General features: G+C 73.1%; 14 protein-coding genes. 5 read left to right on the forward strand and 9 right to left on the reverse strand.

The annotated features are described in order from the left end of the window. Positions 1 to 88: 88 nt before the first annotated feature. From ftsH to mnmA, 7 genes are all read right to left on the reverse strand, one after another. Positions 89 to 2,035 (reverse strand): ATP-dependent zinc metalloprotease FtsH, encoded by a 1,947-nt coding sequence (ftsH, locus tag WMF11_RS40685; protein ID WP_437545176.1) that lies wholly within the window; start codon positions 2,033 to 2,035, stop codon positions 89 to 91. A gap of 163 nt (positions 2,036 to 2,198) precedes the next feature. Continuing rightward, positions 2,199 to 3,200: a tRNA lysidine(34) synthetase TilS gene (gene tilS / locus WMF11_RS40690; protein WP_437974612.1), complete on the reverse strand. Its 1,002-nt coding sequence runs from the start codon at positions 3,198 to 3,200 to the stop codon at positions 2,199 to 2,201. Further along, complete coding sequence (locus tag WMF11_RS40695; protein ID WP_437545180.1) at positions 3,197 to 3,433, reverse strand: hypothetical protein; 237 nt, start codon at positions 3,431 to 3,433, stop codon at positions 3,197 to 3,199. The genes tilS and WMF11_RS40695 overlap by 4 nt, the downstream gene beginning before the upstream one ends. Positions 3,434 to 3,561: 128 nt before the next feature. Then, on the reverse strand, positions 3,562 to 4,959 hold the full coding sequence (locus WMF11_RS40700; protein ID WP_437974613.1) for a class I SAM-dependent RNA methyltransferase: 1,398 nt from the start codon (positions 4,957 to 4,959) through the stop codon (positions 3,562 to 3,564). Continuing rightward, complete coding sequence (locus WMF11_RS40705; RefSeq protein WP_437974614.1) at positions 4,956 to 7,232, reverse strand: protein kinase domain-containing protein; 2,277 nt, start codon at positions 7,230 to 7,232, stop codon at positions 4,956 to 4,958. Before WMF11_RS40705 ends, WMF11_RS40700 begins: the two co-directional genes overlap by 4 nt. Positions 7,233 to 7,422: 190 nt before the next feature. Further along, complete coding sequence (locus tag WMF11_RS40710; protein ID WP_437545186.1) at positions 7,423 to 8,076, reverse strand: hypothetical protein; 654 nt, start codon at positions 8,074 to 8,076, stop codon at positions 7,423 to 7,425. Then, positions 8,073 to 9,230, reverse strand: coding sequence for a tRNA 2-thiouridine(34) synthase MnmA (gene mnmA, locus WMF11_RS40715; RefSeq protein WP_437904504.1), 1,158 nt, complete (start codon positions 9,228 to 9,230; stop codon positions 8,073 to 8,075). Before mnmA ends, WMF11_RS40710 begins: the two co-directional genes overlap by 4 nt. 214 nt (positions 9,231 to 9,444) lie before the next feature. On the opposite strand from mnmA, the gene WMF11_RS40720 reads away from it, so the two are divergent. Further along, positions 9,445 to 10,737, forward strand: coding sequence for a response regulator (locus tag WMF11_RS40720; protein ID WP_437545190.1), 1,293 nt, complete (start codon positions 9,445 to 9,447; stop codon positions 10,735 to 10,737). Between the two features lie 39 nt (positions 10,738 to 10,776). On the opposite strand, the gene WMF11_RS40725 is transcribed toward WMF11_RS40720, so the two are convergent. Next, positions 10,777 to 11,385 carry a CPBP family intramembrane glutamic endopeptidase gene (locus WMF11_RS40725; protein WP_437545191.1) on the reverse strand — a complete coding sequence of 203 codons (609 nt, stop codon included), beginning with the start codon at positions 11,383 to 11,385 and terminating at the stop codon, positions 10,777 to 10,779. Between the two features lie 8 nt (positions 11,386 to 11,393). On the opposite strand from WMF11_RS40725, the gene WMF11_RS40730 reads away from it, so the two are divergent. The 3 genes from WMF11_RS40730 to WMF11_RS40740 all read left to right on the forward strand — a co-directional run bounded on the left by WMF11_RS40730 (position 11,394) and on the right by WMF11_RS40740 (position 14,121). Next, complete coding sequence (locus tag WMF11_RS40730) at positions 11,394 to 12,335, forward strand: zinc ribbon domain-containing protein (RefSeq protein ID WP_437974615.1); 942 nt, start codon at positions 11,394 to 11,396, stop codon at positions 12,333 to 12,335. Next, on the forward strand, positions 12,313 to 13,614 hold the full coding sequence (locus WMF11_RS40735) for a DNA methyltransferase (RefSeq protein WP_437974616.1): 1,302 nt from the start codon (positions 12,313 to 12,315) through the stop codon (positions 13,612 to 13,614). Before WMF11_RS40730 ends, WMF11_RS40735 begins: the two co-directional genes overlap by 23 nt. A gap of 165 nt (positions 13,615 to 13,779) precedes the next feature. Next, entirely contained in the window at positions 13,780 to 14,121 is a 342-nt protein-coding gene (locus WMF11_RS40740; protein WP_437904507.1) for a hypothetical protein, read from the forward strand. A gap of 67 nt (positions 14,122 to 14,188) precedes the next feature. Here WMF11_RS40740 and WMF11_RS40745 read toward each other — a convergent pair whose 3' ends face one another. Continuing rightward, positions 14,189 to 15,478 carry an NAD(P)/FAD-dependent oxidoreductase gene (locus WMF11_RS40745; protein WP_437545200.1) on the reverse strand — a complete coding sequence of 430 codons (1,290 nt, stop codon included), beginning with the start codon at positions 15,476 to 15,478 and terminating at the stop codon, positions 14,189 to 14,191. Between the two features lie 80 nt (positions 15,479 to 15,558). Here WMF11_RS40745 and WMF11_RS40750 point away from each other — a divergent pair, with 80 nt between their 5' ends. Then, positions 15,559 to 15,870 carry a 2Fe-2S iron-sulfur cluster-binding protein gene (locus tag WMF11_RS40750; RefSeq protein WP_437904509.1) on the forward strand — a complete coding sequence of 104 codons (312 nt, stop codon included), beginning with the start codon at positions 15,559 to 15,561 and terminating at the stop codon, positions 15,868 to 15,870. Positions 15,871 to 15,975 lie beyond the last annotated feature (105 nt).

Genomic DNA, 15,975 nt, shown 5'->3' on the forward strand with positions numbered 1-15,975 from the left:
GGGGCTCGAGGCGCCGCGCCGTCCCGCGTGGCGCCTCAGGTACGCGGGGGGCCGCCCGAGGCATCGGGCGCCACCCCGCGCTTCGTGATCAGGTGCTCGGGGCGGGCTTCGGGGTGCCGAAGATGCTGGCCGCGCGGCGCTTCTCCTTGGCGGCGCGATCCCGGTCGCTGTAGCTCGGGATCACGACGCGCTGGCGCTGCGGCAGCTCGCGGCCCCCGACGATGGCGTCGACCTCCTCGGCGTCCAGCGTCTCGCGCTCGAGGAGCGCAATGGCGAGCCGCTCGAGGATCTCGCGGTTGTCCGTGAGGAGCTGCCGCGCCTCGGCGTGGGAGTCGAGGATGAACCGCCGCACCTCGTCGTCGATCTGATTGGCGATCGTCTCCGAGTAGTCGCGGCGCCGGCTCGTGAAATCGCGCCCGAGGAACACGCTCTCCTCGTCAGCGCCGTACGAGATCGGCCCGATCACGTCGCTCATGCCGAACTCGGTCACCATGCGCCGCGCGAGGTTCGACGCCTGCTTGATGTCGTTGCCCGCGCCCGTCGTGAACTGGCCGAACACGATCTCCTCCGCCACGCGGCCGCCCATCAGCACCGACAGCCGCGCCTTGGCGAAGTCGCGCGACATGCTGAGCCGGTCCTCCTTCGGCAGCTGCTGCGTGAGGCCGAGCGCCGGGCCGCGCGGGATGATCGTCACCTTGTGGACCGGATCCGAGAACTTCTCCAGGAGCTTCGCGACGAGCGCGTGCCCGGCCTCGTGGTAGGCCGTGGTCCGCTTCTCCTCGTCGCTGATGACCATGCTGCGGCGCTCGGCGCCCATCAGCACCTTGTCCTTGGCCATCTCGAAGTCGACCATCGAGACGACGTCCTTGTCCTGACGCGCCGCGAGGAGGGCCGCCTCGTTGACCAGGTTCTCGATGTCGGCGCCGACGAACCCGGGCGTGCCCCGCGCCAGGATCTCCATGTCGACGTCCGGGCCGAGCGGGACCTTCTTCGTGTGGACCCGGAGGATGCCCTCGCGGCCGCGCACGTCGGGGCGGTTCACGACGATGCGCCGGTCGAAGCGGCCAGGCCGCAGGATCGCCGGGTCGAGGACGTCGGGGCGGTTCGTCGCGGCGACGATGATCACGCCCTCGTTCGACTCGAAGCCGTCCATCTCGACGAGCAGCTGGTTCAACGTCTGCTCGCGCTCGTCATGACCGCCGCCGAGCCCCGCGCCGCGGTGGCGGCCGACCGCGTCGATCTCATCGATGAAGATGATGCACGGCGCGTGCTTCTTTCCCTGCTCGAACAGGTCGCGCACCCGGCTCGCGCCGACGCCGACGAACATCTCGACGAAATCCGAGCCGGAGATGGAGAAGAACGGCACGCCCGCCTCGCCGGCGATCGCGCGCGCGAGCAGCGTCTTGCCCGTCCCGGGGGGGCCCATCATCAGGACGCCCTTCGGGATCCGGCCGCCGAGCTTCTGGAACTTCTTCGGGTCCTTGAGGAACGCGATGATCTCCTCGAGCTCGTCCTTCGCCTCGTCGATGCCCGCGACGTCGGCGAACGTCACCTTGTTCTGCGCCTCGCTGAGCAGCCGGGCGCGCGACTTGCCGAAGCTCATCGCCTTGCCGCCGCCGGCCTGGAGCTGGCGCATGAACAGATAGAACATCACGAGCAGGAAGACCGTCGGCAGGAGGTACATGATCGCCCCCGGCCAGAACGGCGACGTGTCTTCCTTCTCGAAGAACACCGCGACCTTGTTGTCGACGATCGTCTTCGTGATCTCGTCGGCGTTGTCAGGCCCGATCGTGACCTTCTTCGTCTTCGTCCCGCTCTTCGGGTCCTTGACCCAGAAGGTGTACTCGCGGTCCTTGATCGTGACCGACTCGACGTGCGGATCCTTGTCCTTGGCCTCGACCTGGACCTGGGCCATGAACTCGCTGAACGCGACTTGTGTGGCGGGCCGGGAATCCGGGCTCAAGAACTGCCAGATCGCCAAGAACATCATGATCAGCAGAACCCAGAGCAGCAGCGTCTTGTGCGATTGCTTCACGAGGACCCTCTAAGCTCGCGCGGCGAGCCGGCGTGTACTGAAATTGTACGCGTGTTCCAGTCAGCATGCCACCCGTCAGCTCGGTCGTCGACCGCGGGTCTCCACCGTGGTGACACGGCGAAAAAAGGGGGCTCGACAGGGGCCGCGGGTGGGGTGCATGCGGTCAGGTCCCGCGACGCGCAGACCCATCCTCGATAAGCACGCTGGACTCCTCTGGAAAGCCCACGGCGATCTCTTCGCCGCCGCGAACCCGGACGCGCAGCGGCCGCCCCAGCTTGCGAGCCCGCTCGATCGCGAATCGCTGCGCCCGACCGAGCGGAATCGACAGCGGCTCGCTGCCGTCGAGGACGTCTGGATCGCCGCCAAGCGGCCGATCTCGCTCGGCGACGAGCATGTCCGAGAGCGCGCAGAGGTGCTCGACGATCGCCGGCGACAGGCCCTCGAGGAGCGGGAGGAGCTCGCGGCGGACGCGGACGCGGGTGAAGCGGGGATCCCGGTTGCTGGGATCCTCTGCGAACGCCACTCGATGTCGGCCGAGGTGAGCCAGGATGTCGGCGCGGCGGGCCTGGAGTAAGGGGCGGATGAGCTCGATGCTCGCCGCCGAGCCCGGCTCCACACCGCCGCACGCCGCGCCGGCGACGTCGGACGGGAGCGGGGCGCGCGGCGGCAGGACAGCGAGCCCACGCGGCCCCGCGCCCCGCAGCAGGCGCAAGAGCACCGTCTCGGCCCGGTCGTCCGCGGTGTGGCCGGTCGCGATCGCGCGGGCGCCGTGCGCCGCCGCGGCGGCTGCCAGCGCGGCAAACCGGGCGGCGCGCGCCCTGGCCTGGAGGTTCGCGCCGGGCGCCACGTTCACGAGGGTCTCGGCGTAAGGGACCCCGAGCTGCTCGGACAGGTCGCGCGCGATCGCGAGCTCGGCCGCGGCCGCGGCGCGGAGGCCGTGGTCGACGCCGTGCGCGACCACCTCGTGGCCGATCCGCCGCCGGAGCAGCGAAAGGACGTGCAGCAGGGCGGTCGAGTCGGGGCCTCCGGAGCAGGCGCAGAGCACGACGTCGCCGCGAGCCAGCAGCCGCTCATCCCGGATCAGCCGCTCGGCGAGGCGGAGCAGCGACGGGGGGTGCGACCGGCCCCGCCTGGGCGGCGGGGGAGGTCCAGAAGGAGGGCTCATCGCAGCTCGAACGCTTTGCAGAAGATGATCTCGTCGCGATCCTCGAGTGAGGTGCTCAGGTGCGGCGCGACCGGGTAGCCAAGCGAGCAACGAGGCCCGCGGCCAGGCGACCCGGCGCCCCCCTCGTCGGGATCGGGGACCACCGGCTCGAACGAGGCGCAATCGGGGCAGGCGAACACGAGGCGATAGCGCCGCGCCTCTTCGCGGAGCCGATCGTCGAGGTGGTGAATCATCCCTGGCAGCGTAGCGCAAGCCGCCGGGCGACGGCGCCACGCGGCCGCGCGCGGCCCTCCGGCCGAGCTCGGCGGAGCAGCGCTCGGCGCGGAGAGCAGGCCGGCATGCCCGAGCGGATCAGCGCGCGTCAGCGCACGGATTTGCGGGCGCGGGAGAGCCGCACGATCGACTCGATATGGCTCGTCTGGGGAAAGAGCTCGACCGCCTCGATGTCCGTGATCTCGAAGCCGCCGCGGAGGATCCCGCCGAGATCGCGCGCGAGGGTGGCCGGATCGCAGGAGACGTAGACGACCACGCGCGCGCTCGAGGCGGCGATCGCGCGCGCCGCGCCGGGAGCCCCGCTGCGCGGCGGATCCAGCACCACGACGTCGGTGCGCGCCGGGATCGGGTGCTGATCGGCGTCCGCCTCGATCGCCTTGCCGGCGAGGCCCCGAGCGGCGAGGTTCTGCCGCAGGCAAGCGACCGCTGCGGACGAGAGCTCGACGGCCGTGAAGGACGCGGGCCCCGGCGGGCCCGAGGCCGCGGCCCCGGCGGGCTCGGCGGCCGGGGAGGGTCGCTGCGCGCCGCGCGCGAGCAGCACGGAGAGCGTCCCGCTCCCGGCGAACAGCTCCAGGACGTGCGGCGGCCGGGTCGAGTCGAGGTGGGCGAGCTCGGCGGCGCGGCGGGCGAGGACGGCCGCCCCCTCCTCGGACGGCTGCCCGAACCCGCCCGGCGCGAGGAACAGCGGCAGGCCGTCCGCTCCCAGGATCGCGGGCCGCGGATCGCCGAACGACGCGGCCTCGCGCGCGCCGTCGAGCGTGACGCGGGCGCCGGCCCACTCCCCGCGCGCCGTGCGCTCGTCCAGCCGCTGCCATACGGCCGGCGGCAGCTGCCCACGCCACAGGACCTCGACCACCGGGCGGCTCGAGGCGCCCAGCGAGATCAGGACATCGCCCTCCCCCACGGCTCCATGGAGGACGCCGGGCAACTCGCCGGCGAGCGGCGCGATCGCGTCGACAAGCACCACGCAGCGATCGACCGCCGCCACCGCGTGCGTCCTCGGCGCGCGATACCCCACGCGCACCTCGCCGCGCTCCGCGCGCGCGAACAACCTCGCCCGCGACCGGTAGCCGAGCGAAAGGGGGGCCGGATGTACGCGGATCGGCGGCAGATCGGCCTCGGCGAGCGACGTCGCCCGCGCGATGGCTTGCCGGACGATCTGCTCGTGCGCGGCCTGCTGCGCCTCGATACGGACGTGCATCCAGTCGCAGCCGCCGCAGGCGTCAGCGAAGCGGCACGGCGGAGCGACGCGGTCGGCGCTCGGCTCGACGACACCGAGGAGCCTGCCCCTCGCCGGGCGTGCGCTCCGGTCGAGCTCGACCTCGACAAGATCACCCGGCGCGGTCCCAGGGACGAAGACGACCTCGCCGGCGAGCCGACCGACCCCCGCGCCTCCAGCGGCCAGCGCCTCGATACGCAGCTGAGCTCGCTCGCCGGGGCGGTGCCGCGCCCTGACACCGTTCGAGCGGCGGTGGACAGACTTCATCCCTTCATCGTAAGGCGCTGCAGGCCGATCCGGCCGGGGTGGACGACGGATGCTCGGTCGCGGACAGCAAGAGAGGGCGCGCGAAAGGCGCCCGCAGAGCTCCCCGGCACGCAGGAGCTCGACTGGCCCGTGGTGGTCGCGTCCGTCGAGGCGGGCGACGCAGGGACAGCGTCCACGCCCCTGGAGGGCGAGGACTGCGCGGCGTTCGTCTTCATGTAGATCAGCGCGCCGATACCGAGCACGCACAGCACGGTGAGGGTGATGACGGCGACGAGCACGAGCGTGTTCCTGCCGTTCCCCCTGGACGCCGCGTCCTGCGTGGCGGCCCAGATGGCCGCCGGATCCGGGCGCGGCAGGGAGAGCGCGGTCTCGATCTGCGACTGTGGAGGCTGCGCTGTCGCCGCGGACGCGAACAGCTGGGCCTGCCCCACGGTCATCGGCGCCTGGACCGCATGCGCCGGCGAGCTGACAGGGGGCGCATGGGCTGCGGCATGGCCCTGGCCATTGAAGGGAAGCGCGTACGGGACTGCGGCGTGCGCCGGCGACGGCGCGGCGACGGCCGGGGTCCTGGTCATCCGCGCGTGACGCGCAGGCTCGCTCGCGCCCTGCGGGACCGGCGGTGGATCCTGCGACGGGAGCGCGAGCGTGGACGCGAGCGGGTTGCCCAGCTCGCTGTCGAGGAGGCCTCCCTTGGGGAGGGGCGCGAGCTCGCCGGTGTCGAAGTCGCGCGGAGGGTACGGGCTCGAGGAGAGCGGAGGCGGAGCAGGATCGTGGCCGCCGGGCACGCGCGGTGGGCCCGGGTAGGCCGGCGAAAAGCCGGGGCGCGCCGTCGGCATGCCAGGGCGCACCGTGGCAATGCCGGACTGGACGCCGGCCTGGCGCGGCTGCGCTGGCGCCGGCTCGGGCACCATGCCGGCCGCCGGGCGCACCATCGGGCGCTCCCCATGAGGAAGGGAGCGCACCGGCTCGGCTTGCTCGCGCGTCGCGACCGTCGTCGGGACATCCTCATCGTCATCCATCAGCGATGAGGCGACCATCTGCCGATCGTCCACGTCCCTCGACGGCGGGCGCCCGACCGGCGCGATCCCGCTCGCCGGCGGAGCGTTGTGCCGCAGGATCTGCGGCGGCGTGAGGCGCTGCTGCGGCTCAGGCTCCCGACCGCGGCTGCGCAGCCCGACGCTGTCCGTGGCCGTCGTCGAGCTGCGCGAGCGCACCTGCTCGACGTTGATGGTGGACGTCACCTCGGCAGCCCACGCGAGGTGCGCCTCGCGCTTCTGGATGCGATCGACGAACACCTGCTGCACGAAGTGCGCGACCTCTTCGGAGCCAACGAAGACCCCGCTCCTCATCAGGAAATTCTGCAGCGCTCGCGAGAACTCACGCGCGGTCTGGAAGCGGTCTTGCTTGTGCTTGGCGAGCGCCTTCATGACCACGCTCTCCAGCTCGATCGGATAGTCGGGCACGATCGTGGACGGCGGCGGGACCACGCAGGCCTGCACCTTCTCGAGCGTGTCGAGATCCGTATCCATCCGGAAGAGGCGCTGGTTCGTCGTGAGCTCCCAGAGGACGACCCCGAGCGCGAACACGTCGGTCGTGCGATCGATCTCGTTGCCGCGCACCTGCTCGGGAGACATGTAGGCCAACTTGCCTTTGAGTGTTCCCGCGCGGGTGGACGACAGCCGGTCGGCCACCTTGGCGATCCCGAAATCCACGACCTTGGTGTAGCCGTCGTAGGTGAGGAACAGGTTGTGCGGCGTGACGTCTCGGTGCACCAGGCCGAGCAGCTGGCCGTTCTTTCCGCGCAGCTCGTGAGCGGCGTGGAGCCCCTCCGCGGCGTCGGAGCAGATGCGCGCAGCGAGCTCGGGCGAGATGCGCAGCCGGCGCTCCTCCGCGCGGCGCATCACCTCGCGGAGCGGCTCGCCGTGGAGGTACTCCATGGCGATCCAGTAGGTGTTGTCGTCCTTCCCGAGGTCGAAGACCTGCGCGACGTTGGCGTGGTTGATGCCAGCCGCGATGCGCGCCTCATCCAGGAACATGTCGACGAACTGATCGTCCTCGACCAGATGAGGGTGGATCCGCTTGATCGCGACCCACTTCTGGAAGCCGCCCGGGCCATCCATGCGAGCCAGGTGAACGCTCGCCATTCCGCCCACCCCGATCTCGTCGACCACACGGTAACGGCCCAGGAAGTAGGTCCCCTGCTGCTTCTCGGACTCCTTCGCGCGCGCTTCGAGCGATGAATGGGTCGACCCGGGGCTTGGAGGTCCGCCCATTCGCGATGCGGGTCGAGGCGGGGGTTGGGGCATGAGCGGTCACTACTTTACCGCGAGTTCGCGGCGCTTTGCCATGTCGTCTCGGCCAGGACACCTTCCAGATGGTCAGCTTCAATCCACCGGGGCGCTGAAGGCGCCTGTCCCGACAGGTAGGACACCACCTGAAACCCAGGACGGAGTCGTGACGGGCTCAGGGGAACGGTTGCCCAGGTTGACCCCGCTCGAAGTAGAAGCGGAACCCCCCGGTGACCCGCGAGAGGAGCTCCCGAGGGATGGCGTCGGCTGGATGACCGAGCCCTGCGTCGCGCGGATCGCCGACCCAGACGTCGAACGTCGCGTCGGTGTACTTGTCGACCGCGTCCGTCTCGTTGGGATCGCCGCTGAACAGCGCCTGGAACTTGATGGTCCCATCGACGGCGTAGAGCACGATGTTCTGGTTGTGGCAGGACCGCTGGAGGTAAAGCGCCATGTGCACGAGCGGCGCGAGCCCCTCCGGCTTCGGCGTCGGCGGAGGCGAGCCCGGCAGCTCGACGCCGGGCGGGAGCCCGACGCTCAGGTCGACGTCGAGCTTGTTCACGGTCCCGTCCCCGCGGATGATGTCGACGTCGTCGATCAGGACCGCGAGCCCGTCCGAGATCTCCTGCAGGTCGCTCCCCCGCTGCACCCGGACCTGCAAGGTGGAGCGGTAGGGGACCGCGGCGAAGAAGTCCGGGTTCATGTCGTAGCTGTCGTCCCAGCAGCCGGCCGCGCGCAGCCGTTCGCTGACGACCTCGCCTTCCCCCTGCCCGAGCGAGCACCCGAGCGAGAGCGCGCAGGCGAGGGGCGCGAGCGCACGGGCCCTCATGACGCCGCCTGCGAGCGAAGGGCCGCCTTGATGCGGCCTCCCCCGAGGACGCGATCGCCCCGGTAGACCACGGCCATCTGCCCGGGGGAGACGGACCGCACCGGGCTCGCGAACCGCGCCACGAAGCTCTCCACGCCCGTCGCGGGGTCGCGGCGCCGCTCGATGATGCCGGGCGCCGCCTCGTGCCGCGCGCGCACCCGCACCTCGGCCTCCAGGGGGAAGACCGCGTCGTCGCACCACACCGCGTCGTCGATCTCGGCGCCCGCGGCGTACAGATCGCCCTCGTCGCCGAGGTGCACCGCGCCGGACGCGGCGTCGAGGCCCACGACGAACGCGGGCCGGCCGAGCGAGACGCCGATGCCCTTGCGCTGGCCCACCGTGAAGCCGTGCACCCCGCCATGCGACCCGACCACGCGGCCGTCCCGATCGACGATGGGGCCGGGCCGGAGCCTGTCCGCGGCGCGGTCGGCCACGAACGGCGCGTAACGGCCGGAGGGGATGAAGCACAGCTCCTGGCTCTCCCCCTTCTCGGCGCCCGGGAGCCCGCGGGCGATCGCCTCGGCGCGCACCTCGTCCTTGGTCGAGTCGCCGAGCGGGAAGAGGAGCCGCGACAGCTCGTCCGACCGGAGCATGTGCAGGAAATAGCTCTGATCCTTGTGCCGATCGCGGCCGCGGTAGAGGCGAGCGCAGCCCTCCTCCAGGACGACCCGCGCATAGTGGCCCGTCGCGACCCACGAGACCCCCAGCCGCTCCGCCAGCGGGAACAGCTCCCGGAGCTTGACCGAGCGGTTGCAGGCCACGCACGGGCTCGGCGTCTCACCCGCGAGGTAGGCCTCGACGAAAGGGTCGACGACGTGCTCGCGGAACAGGGCGCGCCGGTCGAACGTGTAGTGCGGGATCCCGAGGTGGTCGGCGACCCGGCGGGCGTCGTGCTGATCCTCGGGCGCGCAGCAGCGGCTCTTCACGCTGCCGTCGTCGGGGTAGTCCCAGAGGTGCAGCGTCACGCCGACGACCTCGTATCCAGCGTCGCAGAGGCGCGCCGCCGCGACGGACGAGTCGACTCCGCCGCTCATCGCGATGAAGACGCGTGCCCCCGAGGAGGCCCGCTCGCCGGGCCGCGCCGTACCGTCGGCCTCTCGGACCAGAGTTGCCATTTCCGTTCTTATAGCGTGGATTCCTCGCCGCGGCCGGACGCCGCGGGCGAACGCGCGCGGGAGGGATGCTCCGGCGAGCGCGCGCGGGAGGGATGCTGCGGCGAGGGCTCGCGCGAGGAGCCAGGACGGCGGCGCGCCGGCGAATGAATGATCAGGCTGGCTCGCCGCCATTCACCCTTGGCCACCCCCGCAGGGCGCGTGTACCGTCTGCCTGATGCCGAGCGGGGTCGTGCTCGTGATCGAGGACGAGGAGTACATCGCGGACCTGCTCGCCACCGCGATCCGGGAGGCAGGTTACGAGGTCATCTTCTGCGCCACCGCGGAGGCCGGGCTCTCCACCGCCTGCACCCTGGAGCCCGAGTGCATCGTCTGCGACATCGGGCTGCCCGACCACGACGGCTACTGGGTCGCGCGCAACGTGCGCACCCAGCCGTCCCGGGTATCGGTCACCCCGTTCCTGTTCCTCTCCGCGCTCGACGACCAGGAGGCCCGCCTCGAAGGGTTCCACGTGGGCGCCGACGTCTACATGACCAAGCCGTTCCGGGTCGGCGAGGTCGTCGCGCAGATCGGGGCGCTCGTGCAGATGGCGTCACGCCTTCGCCAGCGGCGGGACAGCCTCATGTCCATCCCGGCCTCCGTCGATCAGACCGCGATCGAGGGAGATCTCAGCCAGATGTCCATCGCGACCGTCCTCACGGTCCTCGAGATGGAGCGGCGCTCGGGCGTGTTCGAGGTGAGCAGCAAGAAACGTCGGGCTCAGCTGGACATCGCCGAAGGGTGCATCGTCGAGGGGACCGTGGGAGGCACGCGCGCCTCGGCGCTCGCCGCGCTCCGCACCATGCTGAGCTGGAAGGTCGGACGGTTCGCGTTCGTGCCAGGCGTCCGCCCCCTGCCCGCGGAGCGGACATCCATCGCTGCGTACCTGCTCGAGGCGACCCGGCTCGAGGACGAGAGCGCCCGCGTCGAGCTGCCGCTCCCGCCGTCGCGACGCCGTCCGGAGCCCCGGAGCGCGACGACGGCGCTCGGCGGGCCGTCGTCCATTCTGGACGACGTCGCGCCGCCGTCGTCGCGCGTCGTGTCCGAGGAGCGCCTGCGCCGCGGTCCCACCCCTCTGCCACAGAGGGGCTCCGACCCCGGCGTGGCGATCTCCGATGGGCCGCCGTCGCTCGAGCTGAACTTCGAGTTCGAGCTGGCGACCCCGGCGGCGCCGCCGACGCTGCCCTCGCTGACCCGCAGGACGGCGAAGCCGTCGAGCCAGCGCGGCATGCGCGTGGAGGAGAGCGAGCCTCCGACGCTCCCGCGAAGCGGGAGCCTGACGCCGCCCTCGCGACCGTCCTCGCCAGGGCGCGAGCGGCAGAGCGCCGTGGACACGGGCGAGCTCTCCCGCGGGACCCTCGCTCCCCCGGAGACCCAGCCGGCAAGCGAAGAGGGCCCGCCGCGCGCGACCCCGATCCCCCCGAGACCGGCGCCGGCCAGGCCCCCCCGCCCTGACGCGAAGAAGCGCTGACGGCAGAAACGGGGACAGCGAGGAAACGGAAGCGCCGATCTACAGCGTCGGCTGCTGCTCCACCTCGCCCGGATCGTGATCGCGCAGGTAGCTCAGGTTGACCGCGTTCACGACGGCGTGCGCCAGGATCGGCCCGACGAGCGACCCCGTCGCCGCGAAGATGGCGCCGAGCCCCGCGCCCACGCCCACCGCCCAGCCGATCCACACCCAGCGGCTCGGACCGCGCATCTGGTGCATCAGACCGAAGAGGATCGCGCTCAGCAGCACGCCGAGGAGCGGCGTCAGCAGCCCGCGGAAGAGCAGCTCCTCCCCCAGGCTCGAGAGGCCCGCGAGGAGCAGGATCTGGCCGAGCGAGAAGTCGCGCGCGACCGGGCGGAGCTCCGCGTGCAGGCGCCGGGCCCAGCTGAACCGGGCCACGGCGACGCGCGTCGTCACGATGACGCCGGCCGCCAGCGTGAGGCCGAGCGCGGCGCTCATCAGCAGCGCCGCCAGCGGCGGCAGCGCGAGCCACGGGCTCGGGTGGATCCACGGCCATCCATCCCGCAGCACCAGGCCCAGCGAGATCGCCAGCGCCGCGAGGACGAGATAGCCGGACGCCGCCTGCACCGTCGCGTCGGTTCGACCGGTCCGCGCCCATCGCGACGCCATGTCCCATCATGGCACGCCGAAAGAAGCCGGTGAAGCAGCGCCCGCCGTCAGGACCCCTGGCCGAGCGCCGGCAACCGGAGTACGTCGACGCCCATGCACGCGACCGTGGTCATCGCCCGCTCGGCCCCATCCGCGAGCGCGCCGTGAGCGACGCGTCGCCCGGCGCCGCCCGCTGCCGCGTGTGCGACGCGGCGCTCGCGCCGGAGGGCGATCGCTGCCCGCAGTGCGGCGCGGCCGCGCGCGCCGAGGCCTGCCCGCACTGCGGCGGCGTGACCGGCGTCTCGGCGCACCCCGAGCTGCGCTTCGCGTGCGACGCCTGCGGCGGCCCGCGCGTCCCCGTCACCGACGCCCGCGTCGAGCGATCCGGCCGCGAGGTGCCGCTGCTCCAGAAGGCGCGCGCGGCGGCCTCGGCGCGCTCGGTCTGGCGCGCCGCGGGCATCGCGGCCAGCGCGCTGCTCGGCTTCGAGCTGTTCCTGTTCGCCGTGCTGCTGCTCGTCCTCAACGCGAGCGTCGGGCTCTTCACCGCCGGCCTCCTCACCATGGCGCCCGTCGGCGCCTTCGCCCTCTGGGCGCTCCGGCGGACGAAGTCGCGGAGCCGGGACATCGCGCCCTCGCTCGACGCCGCCTGGGTCTCCGTCGCCTCCGACGTCGCCCGCCAGGCCGAGGGCCCGCTCACCGCCGGCGGGCTCGCCTCGACCCTCCGCATCGCCGAGTCCCAGGCCGAGGAGCTCCTCGCCCTGCTGGAGGTCAACGACGTCGTGCGCGGCGCGGTGAGCCCCGCGGGCGAGTTCGGCTATGCGCCGAAGCTGCGCGTCGGCGCGGCGCGCGGCGAAGACCAGGGCGAGGCGGGGGCCGAGAGCGCGGCGCACGCCCTCGCCGCCGAAGAGGAAGCCTTCGCCGCCGAGCCCCTGACGCAACGGACCGCCCATGTCGACCCCGCGAAGCGCTGATCCCAAGCCGAAGCCAGGCCCGCAGCAGCAGAAGGCCCGCGCGGGCCGGCCCGCGCCCCAGGAGCGCCGCGCCCTGACCCACATCGGCGGCGCGACGGTGCTCGAGGGCGCCCCCGAGAGCGCCGCGAAGCTCGCCCACGCGCTCGACGTGGCCAGCTCGAGCACGGCGGAGGAAGCGGCGCGCGCGCACGTGCACGGGTTCCACAGCTACCCGGCCCGGATGCACCCGGACACCGCCCGCCGGCTGATCGAGGGCCTCTCGAGGCCGGGCGAGCGGGTGCTCGACCCCTTCTGCGGCAGCGGCACCGTCCTCGTCGAGGCCCGGCTCGCGGGCCGGGCGGCGATCGGCGTCGACGCGAACCCGCTGGCCGTGCGCCTCGCCCGCCTCAAGGTGCAGGGCAGCACCCCCGGCGAGCGCGAGCGGCTCGTCGCCGCCGCCCGCGAGGTCGCGGCCGCGGCCGATGAGCGCCGCAAGGCGCGCGCCGGGCCGAGCCGCCGGTACGGCCCCGAGGACGTCGCCCTGTTCGAGCCGCACGTGCTGCTCGAGCTCGACGGGCTCCGCGTCGGCCTCGACCGCCTCGCGGGCCACGGCGCCGACGCGCTCCGCGCCGATCTCGAGCTCGTCCTCTCCGCCATCCTGACGAAGCTCAGCCGCCGCACGTCCGACACGTCGGAGCACGAGCTGCCGCGGCGGATCGCCGCCGGTTATCCGGCGCGGCTCTTCATCCGCAAGGCGGAGGAGCTCGCCCAGCGCCTCGCCGAGGTCGCCGCGCCGCTCGAAGCGAGCCCGCCCGCGCTCGTCGAGGAGGGAGACGCGCGCGTGCTCCGCGGCGTCGAGGCCGGCTCCGTCCACCTCGCGATCACGTCACCGCCCTACCCGGGCGTGTACGACTACCTCGCCCACCACGAGGCGAGGCTGCGCTGGCTCCGGCTCCGCAGCGCCCGCTTCGAGCAGGACGAGATCGGGGCCCGCCGGCACCTCGACCCGCTCGGCCCCGAGGCCGGCCGCGCGCGCTGGCGCGACGAGCTCGGCGGCGTGCTCACCGCGCTCGCGCGCGTCCTCCGGAGCGGCGCGCCGCTCGTGCTGCTGATCGCCGACAGCGTGGTCGCCGGCGCGCCGGTCTACGCGGTCGACGTGGTCAGGGCCGCCGCGTCCGGCGCGCGCTTCGCGGTCCGCGCGGTCGCGTCGCAGCCGCGCCCCCACTTCCACCGCCCCACGGCGCGCGCCTTCCAGCGCCGCCCGCGCCACGAGCACGCCATCCTGCTGATCCGCGCCTGACCCGCCAGGCTCTCCCCGCGGCGCAGGCGCATGGCAGGGCGCCCCGCCGCGCATGAGCGACCGAAAATTGCCCCGCGGCGCGGGCTCATGGCAGGGTGCGCCGGCGTCGGGCAGCGCGCGAGGCGGCCAGCTCCGGCCTCCTGCGGCGCTCCGGCGCGCGCGACGATGGCGAGAGCTCACCTGGCACTTCTCCTCTCGGGCACCTTCGCCCTCGGCTGCGGCAAGGCAGGCGGCGATCCGGGGAAGGCCGACCTCGACAGCACGGGGGTCGACGCCTGCGACAGCTACCTGGCCGCGATGACCACCTGCGCCGGCAAGCTGCCCGCGGAGAGCAGGAAGAGCCACGAGGCCGCGATCCGGATCGCGCGCGACGTGCTCGAGGCCAAGGCGGAGGCCGACGACGAAGCGCTGAAGGGCGACGCGAGGGCGGAGGCGCGCGTCGCGCTCGCGGCCGCCTGCAAGCAGATGAGCGACGCGGTCCTGGACCGCGACGCCTGCGGCCGCTGAGCGCCGGACAGCCGAGCGCCCGGGCGAGCGTGCACGCGGCGAGGCACGCGCGGCCGCCCGCCGCGCTTCACGCGAAGGCGGGCACCTCCGCCGGATACTGCTGCCGGAGGAACGAGGCCCACTGCGGCCGCCGCTCGGCGTGGAACACGTCGCCCGCGAGCATGCTGGTGATGAGCTTGCGCATCGTGGGCCGCTGGTTCGGCTCGAACAGCGTCTCCCGGAACTGGCCTTTGTAAAAGCCCTGAACGACCCCCAGGAAGAGATCCACGGCGTAGCGGATCTCCGCCTCGTAGGCCGCGAACGCGGCGCGCGAGGTGTCCCCGGCGTCGAGCGCGCGGTGGATGGCCGTGGCGGCCAGATCGGCGCCCTTGATGGCGAGGTGCGCGCCCGTCGAGAAGAGCGGATCGAGGAACCCGCCCGCGTCGCCCACGAAGAGCCATCCGTCTCCGGCGAGCTGGTCGATCCGGTACGAGAAATCGGCGAGCGCCCCCACCGGCCTGATGCGCCGCGCGCTCGCGAGGAACTCGCGCGCCCAGCCGCTCTGCGCGACGGTGCGATCGAAGAGCTCGTCGAGCCGCTCCCCCTTCGCCCGGCTGCGGATCCAGCTCGACGACACCACCGCGCCGACGCTCGTCACCTCGCCGCGGAACGGGATGAACCAGAACCACCCGTGCTCGAAGAGGACGATCTGGATGTCGCCCTGGTGGATCCCCGCCTCGCGGGGCACGCCCTCGTAGTGGGTGAACAGCGCGGTCTTGTCGAGCTCGGCCAGCTGCGCCTTCCGCCGCATCCTCGACGCGAGCAGCGTGTCCCGCCCCGTCGCGTCCACGATCACCGGCGCCCGGAGCTCGACGACGTCGCTCGAGTCGGCGCGCGCGGCCGCGGCCTCCTCCGCCCCGGCGCCGTCGGGTCGAGCGCGGGGCCGCGCGCGCACCCCGACCGCGCGGGGGCCCTCGAACACCACCTCGACGGCCTCCCACGACTCGCGCACCTCCGCCCCGAGCTCCGCGGCGTGGCGGAGCAGCAGCTGGTCGAACGCGTCGCGCTGCACCTGGTAGGCGAACTCGAACCTCGGATCGAACGCGTCGGCGAAGCTGTACGTCCGCGTCCGCCCCGTCGACGAGCACAGGAACCGGGCGCCGTATTTGCGGAGGAAGCGCGCGTCCAGCTCCTCGTCCAGCCCGAGCCGCTCGAAGACCTCGCGGGACAGCGGCAGCAGCGACTCGCCGATGTGAAAGCGAGGGAACCTCTCCCGCTCGAGCACGAGGGCCCGGCGCCCGAGGCGGGCCAGCGATGCGGCGAGCGTCGACCCACCCGGCCCTCCGCCGAGGATGATTGCGTCCCAGCGATCCGTCATCGCTCGTCGTATAGTGCGTGCCGACGCTCGAGAAAATGCGCTCTCGGCGTCGCGCGCCAGGGAGGGAGGAGGGATCGGCGGTGCCCACGGTCGTGTTCGAGGACGGCGCGCTCGGCCCCGCCGTCACCGCGGAGGCGGGAGCCGGCAGGCTCATCGATGTCTGCGACGACGCGCGCGCTCCGATCGTGTTCTCGTGCCGCGACGCGCGCTGCGCCACGTGCCGCGTCGAGGTCGTCGAAGGGGAGCAGCTCCTCGAACCGCCCGCGCGCGGCGAGCGCGATCTGCTCGATCGCTTCGGCGCCCCGCCGCGGCTCCGGCTCGCGTGCCAGGCGGTGCTCCGCGCGGGCCCCGGGCTGGTCCGCTTGCGCGGGGTCGTCGGCCGCGAGGGCTGAGCGGCAGGGGGCCCGCGGCGAGCATCCCGCGCGCCCTCCGTCAGGCACCGCCGCAGCGCGCACGTCCCGACGCGGCGGAGCGCGCTCCGCCGCCCTCGCGATCGT

Origin of the sequence: Sorangium sp. So ce295, from assembly GCF_051527405.1 — a bacterium.
In the GTDB taxonomy this organism is placed as follows: domain Bacteria; phylum Myxococcota_A; class Polyangia; order Polyangiales; family Polyangiaceae; genus Sorangium; species Sorangium cellulosum_B.

Excerpts from the sequence above, each read along its gene's own strand:
- tilS (WP_437974612.1), bottom strand. The coding sequence starts at position 3,200 with ATGAGCCCTCCTTCTGGACCTCCCCCGCCGCCCAGGCGGGGCCGGTCG.
- WMF11_RS40695 (WP_437545180.1), bottom strand. The coding sequence starts at position 3,433 with ATGATTCACCACCTCGACGATCGGCTCCGCGAAGAGGCGCGGCGCTAT.
- WMF11_RS40700 (WP_437974613.1), bottom strand. The coding sequence starts at position 4,959 with ATGAAGTCTGTCCACCGCCGCTCGAACGGTGTCAGGGCGCGGCACCGC.
- WMF11_RS40705 (WP_437974614.1), bottom strand. The coding sequence starts at position 7,232 with ATGGGCGGACCTCCAAGCCCCGGGTCGACCCATTCATCGCTCGAAGCG.
- WMF11_RS40710 (WP_437545186.1), bottom strand. The coding sequence starts at position 8,076 with ATGAGGGCCCGTGCGCTCGCGCCCCTCGCCTGCGCGCTCTCGCTCGGG.
- mnmA (WP_437904504.1), bottom strand. The coding sequence starts at position 9,230 with ATGGCAACTCTGGTCCGAGAGGCCGACGGTACGGCGCGGCCCGGCGAG.
- WMF11_RS40720 (WP_437545190.1), top strand. The coding sequence starts at position 9,445 with ATGCCGAGCGGGGTCGTGCTCGTGATCGAGGACGAGGAGTACATCGCG.
- WMF11_RS40725 (WP_437545191.1), bottom strand. The coding sequence starts at position 11,385 with ATGGCGTCGCGATGGGCGCGGACCGGTCGAACCGACGCGACGGTGCAG.
- WMF11_RS40730 (WP_437974615.1), top strand. The coding sequence starts at position 11,394 with ATGGCACGCCGAAAGAAGCCGGTGAAGCAGCGCCCGCCGTCAGGACCC.
- WMF11_RS40735 (WP_437974616.1), top strand. The coding sequence starts at position 12,313 with ATGTCGACCCCGCGAAGCGCTGATCCCAAGCCGAAGCCAGGCCCGCAG.
- WMF11_RS40740 (WP_437904507.1), top strand. The coding sequence starts at position 13,780 with ATGGCGAGAGCTCACCTGGCACTTCTCCTCTCGGGCACCTTCGCCCTC.
- WMF11_RS40745 (WP_437545200.1), bottom strand. The coding sequence starts at position 15,478 with ATGACGGATCGCTGGGACGCAATCATCCTCGGCGGAGGGCCGGGTGGG.